Here is a 13,841-nt window from a genome sequence, read left to right on the forward strand (position 1 = left end):
GGATCAGGCGGCGTCGGCGTCGCCCAGGATGGGTCCGAATCCGGGCCTGTCGGCCAGGCGGGGATCCGCGTGGTCCGGGACCACCATGACCGGCCCCTTGGCGTGGTGCAGCACGCCGTCGGAGGTGGAGCCCAGGAGCATGCCGGTAAACCCGCCGCGTCCCCGGGTGCCGAGGACCACCAGTTCAACATGCCGGCTCTCCCCCACCAGGACGTCCACGGGCGAGCCGTCCTTCAGTTCGGATTCGGCGTCAAGGCCGGGATAGTGGCTGCGGAGCCACGCCATGCCGGCGTCCAGCGTGACCTGGATTTCGGCAAACAGCGCCTTGCGGTCCATGGGCGCGGGCACCCAGGCCAGTGAACCGCTGTACTGGGGAACGGCGCACACCACCCGCAGCTTTGCGCCGAGGCGTTCCGCCTGGTCCGCGGCGTCCAGGACTGCGACCCGGGCCTGCTCGGAACCGTCCACGCCCACCACCACCACGTTCTCCACGAGCTGGTGCCCGGACTTGGCCTGCTCGGCCAGGACGCGCCTGTCCTCGGTGGTTTCACCCAGCCGGTCCGAGCAGATAAGGGGCACGGTGACGGTGGGGCATTTCGCGTGCGCGGGCAGGGCGCTGCTCACGGATCCCAGCAGCCGGCCCACAAAGCCGCCGCGGCCGCGGGTCCCGAAGACCAGGAGTTCGGCGGTTTCCGACATTTCCAGCAGTACGCCCGAGGCATCGCCGTTCTCCACTGAGGCGCTGACGTCGATGCCGTAGCCCGCAACCTTGTCCATGGCCTGCTTCACGATGGCCTCCGCACCCTCCCGGATGACGGAATCGTCCACCGTGGCGTATCCGCCGTCCAGGCCGGAGGCAGCGAAGATGGGCACCGAGTACGCGGTCACGATGTGCAGCGGACGACGGCGGCGGCGGGCCTCGCGTGCGGCCCATACGAGGGCGCACTGGCCATGGTCGGAGCCGTCCACGCCCACGACGATTCCTTCGGGTGCGGCGGACGGGCCACCACCATCCCGCGCCGGGTCCGGATGCAACTCTTGTGCGCCCATGGGGCCGCCTCCTTGCGCTACTGCCTGATGTTCCGGCCATTCTGCCAGAAAGTGGAACCCTCCCCGTGCACCCCCGGCCGCTGCCGGAACTGTGCGGGCGAGAACCGCTTCCAGTTCTCACTATTCCGCGTCCGAAGGACCATAGCAAGCCTGCTCAGGTGCGGAATCCACAGGTTATCCACAGTTTTTCCACACCTGCTGGGAAAGCGTGTTCAGCGCCCGAAGAATGTTTACGTTTTGGGCTATCCACGGCCGGATTTGTTCTGTAGTCTTCTGGACATTGTTGGTCCGGGACGCCGACAGTAACTTCCGTTCGACGGCTGCCCGGGACCACTGTGCGGCCTTGCATTTGGGGCAACGGGACCGCACCCGCCAGCGATGACGCCGGCACCTGCAGAAATGTCGAAGGAGGGAAACAGCAGTGTCAAACATGCCTGGAAATGCCGGGACCGAACAGACCACCACGGTGATCATTGGCACCGGGCTGTCCGGACTCGCTGTGGCGGCCGAGCTGCGCCGCAGGGGCATCGACTCCATCGTGGTTGACGGCCTGGACACCTTCGGGGCCACGCCACCCGCAGTCACCACCTCACTCCAGCGCATCGACACGGCAGATTCCGCGACGCTCCAGGAGCGCAACGAGATCCTGCGGCACCTCCGCAACTACGCCGCCAGCCACGACGTCGATATCCGCAGCACCCGGGCCCTGCAGCTGACCCAGGTGGACGGCACCCCGGAAAGCGCAGCAAGCCCGCAGTGGCAAGTGCATACCCCCACCGGCGTGCTGGTGGCGGACCATATTGTCCTCACCCGCTGCGCGCAGAGCCAGCTGCGGCGCATGCTCAATGACTTCGGCATCGCTGTTGGCCGGAACCTCGCCACAGCCATGCGTGCCATCGGCATCTACCTGGTGGGCGTGGGAGAGCTGATCACGCCGTCGCCCAAGGAGGTGCTGCGCCAGGCAAAGACCGTGGGCCAGGCCATCTCCGCCAAGGTCAACCCGGACAGCACGGCCTTCCCGGCGACGGGAAGCCTGGCCATGCTGCCCTGCTAGCGGCCTGCCGAACGCACCGGGAGGCAGCAGCCCCCGGCGGCCGGGCTCCTACTCGCTGTCCGGTTCCTCATCGGCGCCGCCGGAAAGGCGGCGCCTGGCCAGCACTGCAAGTGCAACCAGCAGGCCTACTGCCACCACCGCAAAGATGACAATGCTCCACTGGAACGGCTGCCCCGAGCTTGCCGGTTCGGCAGGCGCTGTGACTCCGGGCTGGGCGGTCCCCGCCCCCGGGACGGCACCGCCCGTCGTCGTACCGGCACCGCCTGTGGCTGTTCCGCCGGCCCCTTCGGCCGCCGCGGCAGCCGTGAACTTAAACGTCCCCTCGATGGGGTGCGAATCGGAGCTGACCACCCGCCAGGCCACCGTGTACCCACCGGCCGGGCCGCCCGGGCGCAGCTTCTGCGACGCAACGTTGTCCACGATCTCCACCGCACCGTCAGCCCATTCGGCGCCGGCGGCATCCTTGACCGAGATTGACGCGCCGATGCCCAGCGGCTTGTTGTTGAAGGTCACCGAAACCTTCCCGGGCGGCACGGGGACTGACGCGCCCTGGGCCGGGCTGCTGGATTCTGCGGCGTCGTGGGCGGCTGCCGGACCAGCCAGGCCCAGCGAGGCGGCCAGGACGGCGGCTCCCAGCAGAAGGGCGCGGAAATGGCGGAAGGGACGCATGGTGTACTGCTCCTTGTGTTGGCTTCCTTACAGACTAGGTGAAATTGGCGGCCGTCCCGCCGCCTCCCCAATAGGATGCAGGTATCCCCACATCATTCCCCGGAGGACTAATGCTTAAGCAAGGCTCTGCCCTGGACCGGTATTTCAAGATCACCGAACGCGGCTCCAACCTCTCCCGTGAGATCCGCGGCGGGTTCGCCACCTTCTTCGCCATGAGCTACATCGTGGTGCTGAACCCGCTCATCCTTTCCGGGGCGGACTCCAGCGGCAACACCCTCGGGTTCACCGCCGTGGCCGCGGTCACGGCCTTCGTGGCCGGCATCCTGACCATCCTGATGGGGGCATGGGCCAAGCACCCGTTCGCCTTGGCAACCGGCCTGGGCGTCAACGCGTTCGTGGCGGTCACCGTCGCCACCAACCCCGGGCTGACGTGGCCGGACATGATGGGCCTGGTGGTGCTCTCAGGCGTGACCATGCTCATCCTGGTCCTCACGGGCTTCCGCACCGCCGTCTTCAAAGCCGTTCCGGACGGGCTCAAGACGGCGATCGTGGTGGGCATCGGACTCTTCATCGCCTTGATCGGCCTGGTCAACGCGGGATTCGTCCGCCGCATCCCCGACGTTGCCGGCACCACCGTCCCCGTGGGCCTCGGCTTCGACGGCAAGCTGCTGGGCTGGCCCACTGCGGTGTTCGTGCTCGGCCTGGTGCTCACCATCGCCCTGGTGGTCCGCAAGGTCAAGGGCGCCATCCTGATCGGTATCATCACCTCCACCGTGCTGGCCGTCATCCTGGAAATGACCCTGCACATCGGCCCCAGCGTGCAGCCTGACAAGCCGTTCAACCCGCAGGGCTGGTCCTTGGTTTCCCCCGCGTTCTCCGAGTGGGCCGCGCCGGACCTCTCCCTGATCGGCAAGGCCAACCCGTTCGGCGCCTTCGAGCACCTGGGCTTCGTGGCCGCCACACTCCTGGCTTTCGTCATCCTGCTCAGCATCTTCTTCGACGCCATGGGCACCATGGTGGGCCTGGCGAACGAGGCCGGCACGGTGGACGAGCACGGCAACATTCCCGACGTCGACCGCGTCCTGCAGGTGGATGCCCTCGGCGCCATCATTGGCGGCGGCGCGTCCGTGTCCTCCAACCAGATCTACGTTGAAGCCGGCGCGGGCATCGGCGAAGGCGCCCGGACGGGCCTCGCCTCGATCGTCACCGGCCTGCTCTTTCTGGTGGCCATGTTCTTCACCCCGCTCATCAACCTTGTTCCGTTCGAGGCAGTTGCCCCCGCCCTGGTGGTGGTGGGCTTCATGATGGTGTCCCAGGTGGGCAAGATCGACTGGCAGGACTGGGGCATCGCCATCCCGGCGTTCCTGACCTTCACGCTGATGCCGTTCACCTACTCGATCGCCAACGGCCTGGGTGCCGGCTTCATCAGCTTCGTGCTGATCCGGACCGTTCAGGGCAAGGCCAAGGAAATCCACCCCCTCATGTGGGCCGTGGCTGCAGCGTTCCTGCTGTTCTTCGCCATCGGTCCCATCGAGGCCGCCCTGGGCATGTAACGCCGCCTGACGTGCTCAGCAACCCCTGGGTCAGACAGGGGTGTTGGGCGCCAGGCCCTCGTCGCCGGACACCTGCCGGGCTTTCTTTTCCCGCAGCCGGTCAAGCCGGTTCATCAGGGGAGACGTGGTGGCGCCATGGATCACGATGGACAGTGCCACCACCAGGCCAACGAAGCCCCACAGCCATTCCGCCTGCCCGGCAAAGCTGCCCTTGCCCAGCGCGTATGACAGGTAGTAAAGCGAGCCGATCCCGCGGATGCCAAAGAAGGAGAGGGCGATCCTTTCCCGCGGGCCGGTCTTCCCGCGCAGCAGGCTCAGCCAGCCTGCCAGCGGGCGGACCAGCAGCAGGAACGCCAATGCCACGAGCACCTCGGCCATGCCCATCCCGGACAGGAGCCCGCGGGCTATGGCCCCACCCAGCAGGACCAGTATGACCACGGTCATGAGCCGTTCCAGCTGCTCCACATAGGAGTGCAGGACGCGGTGATAGCCGTGTGTCCGTTCGGCGGTCCGGATGGTCACAGCGCAGACGAAGACGGCGATGAAACCGTAGCCCTCCACCATCTCGGTCAGGCCGTACGCCAGGAAGGTGGCCGCCAGGGCAACGAATCCCTCCGAATGGTTGGACAGCCGCAGGCTTTCCGTCCGGGCCGAGAAGAAGAGGCGCGCCAGCAGCTTTCCGGTCAGGAATCCCGCCAGAAGGCCGACGGCCAGCCGCCACAGGACATCCAAACCGAACCATTCGGGAAACCAGGCCGCCGGGTCCGAGCCGGCGATGCTGATGGCGATGGCCAGGTACACGAAAGGAAAGGCGAGCCCGTCATTGAGTCCCGCTTCGGACGTGAGGCCGAACCGTACCTCGTCTTCCCTGTCCGTACCCTCGTCGTCGTCTGCCGGCTCCCCCACTTGCACTTCCGATGCCAGAACCGGATCCGTGGGAGCGAGGCCGGACGCCACGAGCAGCGCTGCGCCCAGGCCGAGGCCCAGGAACCACAGCCCCAGCAGCGTGAGCAGCAGGATGCACAGCGGCATGGCAATTCCCAGGAGCCGCCACGTAGTTGACCAGCCCCTGCGCCCCAGTGGCCGGTCCAGTGCCAGCCCGGCGCCCATCAGGGAAACGATCACGCAGATTTCGGCGAGATGCAGGACAAAGTCACCGTGCGCCAGGGGATCCGGATCGGGAAGCGTCGGGATCAGGGCGAACGCCGCCATCCCGGACCCGAGGAAGACCATCGGCATGGAAAACGGCATGTTCCGCAGCAATTTAGGGAGCACGGCGGCAACGAAAACTGCCACGCCTGCCACGGCGAAAAGGATGTTGGGGGCTTCAAACACGCGCTGTTCTCCAGCCGGTCAAGGCGCCGGGAAGGCGCAGTCAACGTGATGCGTCCCGGGAGGGATTGCTCCACCTTAACCCCTTCCCTCCACCGTTCAGCCCCGTAGACTGCGGGCTTCCCCGGTCTCGGACCTCGCGTGGGTGGAACCATCCCTTCCCCGGTTCTTGGATTCCAGACAGGACGACGGCGGTCCTGCTCGCTTTCGCGGCGGCCATGCGGTGAGCTTGAAGCATGGCTTCCTTAACCCCCGACGTCGACACCCCGCCCAACGCCTGGACCGGCAGGTTCGATGGCGACGGGCCGGAGCACCGGCGCTGGTGGCAGGCGGTGGAATCCTGCGCGGACGGGGCGGCACGAGGCCACGACGACCCTCCGGGCGCCTTGGCTGAGGGCCGGCCGGCGGTCCTGCTGGGGTTCTGCAGCGACGAAGGAGTCCGCCGGAACAAGGGCCGCCCGGGTGCGGCTGCCGCCCCCGCCGCAATCCGCAAGGCACTGGGACCGCTGGCTTTCCACCTGGACCGGGCAGTGCACGACGCCGGCGACGTCACGGTGCAGGGCGCCGACCTGGAAGGCGGCCAGGCCCGGCTGGGCAGCGCTGTGACCGCCCTGCTCGACGCCAACCGCCTAACAGTGGTGCTGGGCGGCGGCCACGAGACCGCCTACGCCAGCTACCTCGGCGTCAGCGGGTCCGGTGCCGTCCGGAACGGCAGCCGGCTGGGTGTCCTGAACCTCGACGCCCATTTTGACCTGCGCGACGAACCCGTTCCCAGCTCCGGGACCCCGTTTCTCCAGATGGCCCGCGCGGAGGCCGGCGCCGGCCGGGAATTCCGGTACGCCGTCGTGGGGATTTCCGAGGCGAACAACACCCGGGCCCTGTTCGACGCCGCGGACCGCCTGGGGGTCCGCTACCTGCTGGACGAGGACTGCGAAGCGGGCCGGGTCGGGGAATTCGTGGCGTCCTTCCTCGACGGCATCGATGTCCTGTACCTGACCATCGACCTGGACGTGCTTCCGGCGTCGGTGGCACCCGGCGTCAGCGCACCCGCAGCCTACGGCGTTCCGCTGCCGGTCATCAGCGCGGTGTGCCGGCAGGTTGCCCGGAGCGGGAAGCTCCTGCACTGCGATGTGGCGGAACTGAACCCGGAGTTCGACCTTGACCACCGCACCGCCCGCGTGGCGGCGCGACTGGTGGACACGCTGCTCCGCTGACCGGCCGTCCCTCCAGGCAGCATTCCGGAGTGCCGGACGGCCTCAGGGCTTGGGGAGGTACCTGCGTTCCGGCCGCCCCACCCCGTATTTCAGCCGGACCTCCAGCAGCCCTTCGTCATGCAGGTACTCCAGGTAGCGGCGCGCGCTGACCCTTGACGTGCCCAACTGTTCGGCAACCTCGGCAGCCGACAGGTCGCCGTCGGCCCTTTTCAAGGCGCCTTCAACCAACCGCAAAGTCTCTACGCTGCACCCCTTGGGCAGCGGCCGCTGGGCCGTGGCATTGTCCAGGCCGAAAACCCTGTTGACGTCCGACTGCTCGGCCACGTCCTTGGACGAATCGAGGCCGTGGTAGGCGCTGCGATAGTGGTCCAGCCGCTCCTGCAGGTCAGCCTGGGAGAAGGGTTTGATGAGGTAGTGCACGATCCCGCCGCGCAGCGCTTTGCGCACCGTTTCGACCTCGCGGGCGGCGCTGATCACCAGCACATCGAGCTCCGGCGCCACCTCCCGCAACCGGTGCATCAGGTCCAGGCCGTTGATGTCCGGAAGGTGGATGTCCAGCAGCACCAGGTCCGGCTGGAGGCGTTGTGTCTCAACGACGGCCTGGGCACCGGTGTGCGCGGCGCCCACCACGGTGAAGCCCGCGGTGCGCTGGATGAAGCCGGCGTGGACTTTGGCCACCATGAAGTCGTCATCGACTATCAGGACCTTGATCATGCGTGTGCACCTTTGTTGAAGCGGGCGGTGAAGACTGCCCCGTTGTCGTTGGCCACCGCCAGGTCGCCGCCGGACCTGCGGCACACCACGCGGGAGAGGGCCAGCCCGAAGCCGCGGCCGCCTTCCCGCCGGGCATCCTTGGTGGTGAAGCCCTGCCGGAAGATGTGGTCCGCTGCGTCGGCGGGAACCCCGTGGCCATTGTCCCGGACCGTCACCACCACCTGTCCCTCACCATCTTCCACCAGGACCCGGACCGCTGCCTGCGGGAGCCCGGAGACGGCGTCGAACGCGTTGTCCACCAGGTTCCCCGCCACTGTCACAAGGTCCCGCGACAGTTCCTCATCCACAGGCCGCAGGGACGACGCCGGATCGAGCTGGAGGGCGACGCCCCGTTCGGTGGCGAGACTGGACTTGGCGATGAGCAGCGCGGCCAGGGCCGGATCCTTGATCCTGCCCGTCACCTCGTCGCTGAGCCGGGTCCGTTCCACGGTCGCCCCGTTAACGAACTGGACCACGGAATCATAGTCTCCGATCTGGATCAGCCCCGAGATGACGTGCAGCTGGTTGGCGAACTCGTGCGCCTGGGCGCGGAGGGTGTCGGTGGCGGTCCGGGTGGCGCCCAGTTCCCGCTCAAGCGAGGACAGCTCCGTCCGGTCCCGCAGGGTGGTCACCGATCCGATCCCGCGGCCCCGAGACTGGATGGGGACCCGGTTCAGGACCACCAGCCGCTCCCCCACCAGCACCAGCTGGTCCGGGTCCGGCTGGTCGCGGGTGAGCACAATTTTCAGTGCCGGGTCTACCGGAAGGGACGCCAGTTTCCTGCCCACACAGTCCGCGGGCAGGCCGAGCAATTCCCTGGCGCTGTCGTTGGCCACGGTGATCCGCTCGTGCGGGTCGAGCGCCACCACGCCCTCCTTCAGCCCGTGCAGCATGGCCTCGCGGTTCTCCACCAAGCCCGTGATCTCACTCGGTTCCATACCCAGCGTCTGGCGTTTGACCCTGCGGGACAGCAACAGTGAACCAGCGACGCCGAGGACGCTTGCCACGCCCACATAGGTCAGCAGGTTGGGTACGGCATCGCCCAGCCGCTCCAACGTGGTGGGATAGTTGCGGCTGATGGACGCGATGCCGATCATCTTGCCGCTATCGTCCAGGACCGGAACGTGCGCGGACAGCACTGCTGTTCCGTTGGTGGTCAGCACCCCGGTCCAGGCCCGGCCTTCCATGACCCGGCTTTCGCCGAGCGCCAGCTGCTGTCCCAGCAGGCTGGGATCCGACGCGGTCACCACGGTCCGGTCCTTCCGGGCAAGCGCCACCTGGGAGGATCCTGAGACGATCCGCACGGACTCGGCCACTGCCGGGAGTGCTGCACCGCCCCGCGGGGCGGCCGCCGGAAGCAGCTCGCGGACGGCAGGGTTGGCGCCGAGGGCTTCGGCCGCGGACAACGCCCGGCGGCCTTCCACACGTTCGAAGGCTGCGGCGGACTGCGCCAGCGAGATGGCCACCACCGCCACCAGCACGGCCAACACGATGAGCAACTGCAGCACCAGGTATTGCCCCGCGAGGGACATGCCTCTTCGTCGAGTCACTGTGGCTGGTCCTTTATTGGCTTCATGCGGCCACCGGTCCCGGCCGTAATACGTGGGAACTATATCCCACCTGCGGCGCCACCGGGGCGCGGAAGAATGCGGGGTGGGACTTCGGAAACGTGAACGCAATGTACTTAACTTTCTCTGCGTACATAAGAGTGACCGGCATCACGGCCGGCCATAGCATCGGTTGCACCAGTCAGTCTTGCTGATCGTTTTTCATGAGAAGAGGAACCCCATGCGCCAGATCCGCGCATTGCGAATTGCCGCCGTCGCTGCCGGCATCGCCCTGATGGCCACCGGCTGCGGTGCCACCGGCAAAAGCTCCACAGGTGCCGAGAGCTCCGGCGCCGCCGCCAAGCCCGTCACCGGACTCCAGATCATGGTCCCCAACACCCCGGGCGGCGGCTACGACACCACCGCCCGCGCCGCCGCGAAGGTCCTCGACGACGAGAAGATCTCCACCAACACCGAAGTCTTCAACCTTGCCGGCGCAGGCGGCACCGTGGGCCTGGCCCGCGTTGTCAACGAAAAGGGCAACGGCGACCTGACCATGCTGATGGGCCTGGGCGTGGTGGGTGCCAGCTACACCAACAAGTCCGAGTCGAAGCTGACCGAGACCACTCCGCTGGCAAGGCTTATCGAAGAGCCCGGCGCCATCATGGTCAGCAAGGACTCCCCGTACAAGACCATCGACGACCTCGTGAAGGCGTGGAAGGCAGATCCGGGTTCCATCGCGGTCGGCGGCGGCTCCTCCCCGGGCGGCCCGGACCACCTGCTGCCCATGCAGCTGGCAGGTGCCGTGGGCATCGACGCCACCAAGGTCAACTTCGTTTCCTACGACGGCGGCGGCGACCTTCTCCCCGCGATCCTCGGCAACAAGCTGGGCTTCGCGGCCTCCGGCGCCGGCGAGTACCTGAAGCAGATCGAATCCGGCGAGGTCCGCGTCCTGGCCACGAGCGGCGAGAAGCGGCTCGACGGCGTCGACGCCCCCACGCTGAAGGAATCCAACATCGACCTCGTCTTCACCAACTGGCGCGGCATCGTGGCCCCTCCCGGCATCAGCGACGAGGACAAGTCCTCCCTGATCGCGGCACTGGAGAAGATGCACGGCACCGAAGGCTGGAAGGAAGCACTGAAAACCCACGGCTGGACCGATGCGTTCATCACCGGTGACGAGTTCAAGAGCTTCCTCACCGAGCAGGACAAGCGGGTGGCAGACGTCCTCACCAAGCTTGGGTTGGCGTGACATCCCTGACCACAGGCCTTAAAGGCCGCGCCGAGCTGGGAGTCTCACTCCTGCTCGGCGCGGCCGGCGTCCTGGTCTTCCTGGACGCCAACGGCCTGGTAACCCCTTATTCGAAGTCTGACCCGGTAGGGCCCAAGACCGTTCCGTTTATCGTGGCCGGAATGCTGGTGGTCTGCGCCGTACTGCTGGCCATCAACGTCCTGCGCGGCGGCAAGGGAGAGGCCGAAGGCGGCGAGGACGTCGACCTGGAGCACCCCGCCGACTGGAAGACCATCCTGCCACTGGCGGGGGCCTTCATCCTGAACATCCTGCTCGTCGACTGGGCCGGCTGGGTCATTTCCGGCACGGTCCTGTTTTGGGGCAGCGTCCTGGCCCTTGGGAGCCGCCATTACGTACGGGACGGATTGATTTCCGTGGCATTGTCCCTGCTGACCTTCTACGGCTTCTACCTCGGCCTGGGCATCGCACTGCCGGCCGGCCTCCTGGAAGGAATCCTCTAAATGGACGTCTGGTCCTCCCTCATGGACGGCTTTGCCACCGCCCTGACTCCCATGAATTTCATGTATGCCGTCATCGGCGTCATCCTGGGCACCGCCGTCGGCGTGCTTCCCGGCCTGGGCCCGGCCATGACCGTCGCCCTGCTGCTCCCGGTCACCTACGCCCTGGAGCCCACCAGCGCCTTCATCATGTTCGCCGGCATCTACTACGGCGGAATGTACGGCGGCTCCACCACCTCGATCCTGCTCAACACCCCCGGTGAATCGTCCTCCGTGGTGACCGCCATCGAGGGCAACAAGATGGCCAAAGCCGGCCGGGCCGCGCAGGCGCTTGCGACGGCGGCCATCGGCTCGTTCGTCGCCGGCACCATCGGCACGGCGCTGCTCGCCGTTTGCGCACCGATCGTAGTGAAGTTCGCCGTGAGCCTCGGCGCTCCCAGCTACTTCGCCATCATGGTGCTTGCCCTGCTGGCCGTTACGGCGGTGCTCGGTTCATCGCGGCTGCGCGGTTTCGCTTCCCTGGGCCTCGGCCTGGCCATCGGCCTGGTGGGAATGGACTCCGTCACCGGCCAGCGCCGGCTGACGTTCGGCCAGCCGCTCCTGGCGGACGGCCTGGACATCGTGGTGGTGGCGGTAGCCATCTTCGCCGTGGGCGAGGCACTGTGGGTAGCGGCGCACCTGCGCCGGACACCGCTGCATGCGATCCCCGTGGGTCAGCCCTGGATGGGCAAGTCCGACTGGAAGCGTTCCTGGAAGCCGTGGCTGCGGGGCACCGCCTTCGGTTTCCCCTTTGGTGCGCTCCCTGCCGGTGGGGCCGAAATTCCCACCTTCCTCTCCTATGTCACGGAAAAGCGCCTCAGCAAGCACCCTGAAGAGTTCGGCAAGGGCGCCATTGAAGGTGTCGCCGGCCCGGAAGCGGCCAACAACGCCGCCGCTGCCGGGACCCTGACCCCCATGCTGGCCCTGGGCCTGCCCACCAACGCCACGGCAGCCGTGATGCTCGCCGCCTTCACGTCCTACGGCATCCAGCCGGGCCCGCAGCTCTTCACCAGCCAAGGACCCCTGGTCTGGGCGCTGATCGCCAGCCTCTTCATCGGCAACTTCCTGTTGCTGATCATCAACCTGCCGCTGGCACCAATGTGGGCCAAGCTGCTGCAGCTCCCCCGCCCGTACCTGTACGCAGGCATCCTGTTCTTCGCCACGCTGGGCGCCTACTCGGTGAACCTGCAGGCCTTCGACCTGGTGATCCTGCTTGTGCTCGGCGCACTCGGGTTCATGATGCGGCGCTTCGGCCTTCCCGTGCTGCCGCTGATCCTCGGCGTGATTCTGGGTCCGCGCATTGAGGGGCAGCTGCGCAAGACCCTGCAGCTGAGTGCAGGCGACCCCGCCGGCCTGTGGAGCGAGCCGATCGCCGTCGGGATCTACGTCATCATCGGCCTGATCCTGCTGTGGCCGTTTGCCTACAAGCTGATCCGCCGCAACCGTCCGAAGAACAGCCCGCTGCTTCCGGCGAACTCCGGCGCAGCAGACTACAGCGACTGAACCGCCGAGCGCGGACCACGAAACCAAAGGAGACACCATGACCATCGTGGTGGGATACGTCCCAACACCCGAAGGCGAAGCCGCCCTCACCCAGGCGATCGCCGAGGCCCGCAGGAGCAGCACCACCCTGCTGGTCATCAACTCCTCCAGGGGTGACGCCCTGGTGGACAACCGCTACGCCCAGGAGCAGGAGATCCAAAGCATCGAGGACCGTCTTGCCACCCAGGGCATCGACCACGTGATCAAGCAGCCGGTCCGTGGCCACGATGCCGCAGCGGAAGTCCTCGACGCGGCCGAGGAGCACAACGCCGAGCTGATCGTGATCGGCCTGCGCCGCCGGACCCCGGTGGGCAAGCTGATCATGGGCAGCGTCTCCCAGCGGATCCTGCTGGAAGCCGACTGCCCCGTCCTGGCCGTCAAAGCGGGTTAGCGAACCGGCGCCTAAGCACCCGCGCGGTAAAGCTCCTGGCGCTGGCGGCCCAGCCCTTCCACCTCCACCTCCACCACATCCCCCGGCTGGAGGTAGGGGAAGCGGCCGCTCAGCGCCACCCCCTCCGGAGTCCCGGTGATGATCACATCACCGGGCTCCAGCCGCATGTACTGGCTGCAGTGGTGGACGAGCGTTGGCGGGCTGAAGATCAGTCCCCCCGTGTTCGAGTCCTGGCGCACGTCCCCGTTGACCCAACTGCCCAGGGCCAGGTTTCCGGCGTCCACATCCCCTGCCGGAACCAGCCACGGGCCCAGCGGCGTGGACCCGGGAAGCGACTTGCCTTTGGTCCACTGGCCCGCCGCCCCCGGGATCTGGTATTCGCGTTCGGAAAGGTCGTTGGCCGTGACGTATCCGGCGATGCACTCCCGGGCTTCCTCTTCGGACGCGAGGTAGCTGGCCTCCTTGCCGATCACGATGCCGAGTTCCACTTCCCAGTCGTACTTACGGGAGTGCGGCGGGATGGGGGCAGGATCGCAGGGTCCCGTGACAGTGTTGGCTGGCTTGAGGAACACCACGGGGATTTCCGGGGGTGCGGCACCGGATTCGGCCGCGTGGGCCGCGTAATTCATGCCGATGCCCACCACCGAGCCCGGCCGGGCCAGCGGAGCGCCAATACGGAGGTTCCCGGCATTCTCAAGGAGTGGCAGTTCCCCTGCCGCCAGGGCTTCCCGCACCCGGTCCAGGCCGCCGGCGGCAAGGAATCCGCCGTCCACATCCGTGGTGAGGGGCAGCAGGCTGAAGTACCTGTCGGTGCCGTCCGCTCCGGGAACCAGTACTGCCGGCTGCTCCTCGCCGGCGTTGCCCAGGCGCATGATTTTCATGGCGGATCTCCTTTGATGGCGGGTTGCGGGCCGGGTGCTCCGTGCCCCCACTCCATCGTCGCGGATT

13 protein-coding genes are annotated in these 13,841 nt (G+C 67.3%); 7 read left to right on the forward strand and 6 right to left on the reverse strand.

Translation table 11 applies throughout. The features are described 5' to 3' along the window. Positions 1 to 3: 3 nt before the first annotated feature. Positions 4 to 1,050 (reverse strand): universal stress protein, encoded by a 1,047-nt coding sequence (locus OVA06_RS15565; protein WP_268159513.1) that lies wholly within the window; start codon positions 1,048 to 1,050, stop codon positions 4 to 6. A 430-nt stretch (positions 1,051 to 1,480) separates the two neighbouring features. Here OVA06_RS15565 and OVA06_RS15570 point away from each other — a divergent pair, with 430 nt between their 5' ends. After that, the gene (locus OVA06_RS15570) at positions 1,481 to 2,104 is read left to right on the forward strand and encodes an FAD-dependent monooxygenase (RefSeq protein WP_268160816.1); all 624 of its coding nucleotides are present in this window, start codon (positions 1,481 to 1,483) and stop codon (positions 2,102 to 2,104) included. A gap of 48 nt (positions 2,105 to 2,152) precedes the next feature. On the opposite strand, the gene OVA06_RS15575 is transcribed toward OVA06_RS15570, so the two are convergent. After that, positions 2,153 to 2,773 (reverse strand): copper resistance CopC family protein, encoded by a 621-nt coding sequence (locus OVA06_RS15575; RefSeq protein WP_268159515.1) that lies wholly within the window; start codon positions 2,771 to 2,773, stop codon positions 2,153 to 2,155. 110 nt (positions 2,774 to 2,883) lie between these two features. Between OVA06_RS15575 and OVA06_RS15580 the strand changes: the two genes are divergently transcribed. After that, a complete protein-coding gene (locus OVA06_RS15580) occupies positions 2,884 to 4,326 on the forward strand; it encodes an NCS2 family permease (RefSeq protein ID WP_056076980.1) in 1,443 nt (480 codons plus the stop codon). A 30-nt stretch (positions 4,327 to 4,356) separates the two neighbouring features. On the opposite strand, the gene OVA06_RS15585 is transcribed toward OVA06_RS15580, so the two are convergent. Beyond that, positions 4,357 to 5,661 carry a cation:proton antiporter gene (locus OVA06_RS15585; RefSeq protein WP_268159517.1) on the reverse strand — a complete coding sequence of 435 codons (1,305 nt, stop codon included), beginning with the start codon at positions 5,659 to 5,661 and terminating at the stop codon, positions 4,357 to 4,359. Positions 5,662 to 5,894: 233 nt separating this feature from the next. Here OVA06_RS15585 and hutG point away from each other — a divergent pair, with 233 nt between their 5' ends. Further along, on the forward strand, positions 5,895 to 6,872 hold the full coding sequence (gene hutG, locus OVA06_RS15590; protein ID WP_268159519.1) for a formimidoylglutamase: 978 nt from the start codon (positions 5,895 to 5,897) through the stop codon (positions 6,870 to 6,872). Positions 6,873 to 6,914: 42 nt separating this feature from the next. Here hutG and OVA06_RS15595 read toward each other — a convergent pair whose 3' ends face one another. Together OVA06_RS15595 and OVA06_RS15600 are read right to left on the reverse strand one after the other, a co-directional pair. Continuing rightward, positions 6,915 to 7,586 carry a response regulator gene (locus OVA06_RS15595; protein WP_268159521.1) on the reverse strand — a complete coding sequence of 224 codons (672 nt, stop codon included), beginning with the start codon at positions 7,584 to 7,586 and terminating at the stop codon, positions 6,915 to 6,917. After that, positions 7,583 to 9,157: a sensor histidine kinase gene (locus tag OVA06_RS15600; RefSeq protein WP_056076988.1), complete on the reverse strand. Its 1,575-nt coding sequence runs from the start codon at positions 9,155 to 9,157 to the stop codon at positions 7,583 to 7,585. The genes OVA06_RS15595 and OVA06_RS15600 overlap by 4 nt, the downstream gene beginning before the upstream one ends. 256 nt (positions 9,158 to 9,413) lie before the next feature. On the opposite strand from OVA06_RS15600, the gene OVA06_RS15605 reads away from it, so the two are divergent. Genes OVA06_RS15605 through OVA06_RS15620 form a run of 4 tightly spaced genes read left to right on the forward strand, consistent with a single transcriptional unit; the run spans position 9,414 to position 12,893 of the window. Then, on the forward strand, positions 9,414 to 10,424 hold the full coding sequence (locus OVA06_RS15605) for a Bug family tripartite tricarboxylate transporter substrate binding protein (RefSeq protein WP_268159523.1): 1,011 nt from the start codon (positions 9,414 to 9,416) through the stop codon (positions 10,422 to 10,424). Next, positions 10,421 to 10,924, forward strand: coding sequence for a tripartite tricarboxylate transporter TctB family protein (locus tag OVA06_RS15610; protein ID WP_091717869.1), 504 nt, complete (start codon positions 10,421 to 10,423; stop codon positions 10,922 to 10,924). The genes OVA06_RS15605 and OVA06_RS15610 overlap by 4 nt, the downstream gene beginning before the upstream one ends. After that, positions 10,925 to 12,463, forward strand: coding sequence for a tripartite tricarboxylate transporter permease (locus OVA06_RS15615; RefSeq protein ID WP_268159526.1), 1,539 nt, complete (start codon positions 10,925 to 10,927; stop codon positions 12,461 to 12,463). Positions 12,464 to 12,500: 37 nt separating this feature from the next. Beyond that, positions 12,501 to 12,893 (forward strand): universal stress protein, encoded by a 393-nt coding sequence (locus OVA06_RS15620; RefSeq protein ID WP_015935818.1) that lies wholly within the window; start codon positions 12,501 to 12,503, stop codon positions 12,891 to 12,893. Between the two features lie 11 nt (positions 12,894 to 12,904). On the opposite strand, the gene OVA06_RS15625 is transcribed toward OVA06_RS15620, so the two are convergent. Continuing rightward, the gene (locus OVA06_RS15625; protein ID WP_268159529.1) at positions 12,905 to 13,774 is read right to left on the reverse strand and encodes a fumarylacetoacetate hydrolase family protein; all 870 of its coding nucleotides are present in this window, start codon (positions 13,772 to 13,774) and stop codon (positions 12,905 to 12,907) included. Positions 13,775 to 13,841: the final 67 nt, after the last annotated feature.

Source organism: Pseudarthrobacter sp. SL88, from assembly GCF_026672455.1.
In the GTDB taxonomy this organism is placed as follows: Bacteria; Actinomycetota; Actinomycetes; order Actinomycetales; family Micrococcaceae; genus Arthrobacter.

Excerpts from the sequence above, each read along its gene's own strand:
- OVA06_RS15620 (WP_015935818.1), top strand. The coding sequence starts at position 12,501 with ATGACCATCGTGGTGGGATACGTCCCAACACCCGAAGGCGAAGCCGCC.
- OVA06_RS15580 (WP_056076980.1), top strand. The coding sequence starts at position 2,884 with ATGCTTAAGCAAGGCTCTGCCCTGGACCGGTATTTCAAGATCACCGAA.
- OVA06_RS15570 (WP_268160816.1), top strand. The coding sequence starts at position 1,481 with ATGCCTGGAAATGCCGGGACCGAACAGACCACCACGGTGATCATTGGC.
- hutG (WP_268159519.1), top strand. The coding sequence starts at position 5,895 with ATGGCTTCCTTAACCCCCGACGTCGACACCCCGCCCAACGCCTGGACC.
- OVA06_RS15595 (WP_268159521.1), bottom strand. The coding sequence starts at position 7,586 with ATGATCAAGGTCCTGATAGTCGATGACGACTTCATGGTGGCCAAAGTC.
- OVA06_RS15575 (WP_268159515.1), bottom strand. The coding sequence starts at position 2,773 with ATGCGTCCCTTCCGCCATTTCCGCGCCCTTCTGCTGGGAGCCGCCGTC.
- OVA06_RS15600 (WP_056076988.1), bottom strand. The coding sequence starts at position 9,157 with ATGTCCCTCGCGGGGCAATACCTGGTGCTGCAGTTGCTCATCGTGTTG.
- OVA06_RS15625 (WP_268159529.1), bottom strand. The coding sequence starts at position 13,774 with ATGAAAATCATGCGCCTGGGCAACGCCGGCGAGGAGCAGCCGGCAGTA.
- OVA06_RS15565 (WP_268159513.1), bottom strand. The coding sequence starts at position 1,050 with ATGGGCGCACAAGAGTTGCATCCGGACCCGGCGCGGGATGGTGGTGGC.
- OVA06_RS15615 (WP_268159526.1), top strand. The coding sequence starts at position 10,925 with ATGGACGTCTGGTCCTCCCTCATGGACGGCTTTGCCACCGCCCTGACT.
- OVA06_RS15605 (WP_268159523.1), top strand. The coding sequence starts at position 9,414 with ATGCGCCAGATCCGCGCATTGCGAATTGCCGCCGTCGCTGCCGGCATC.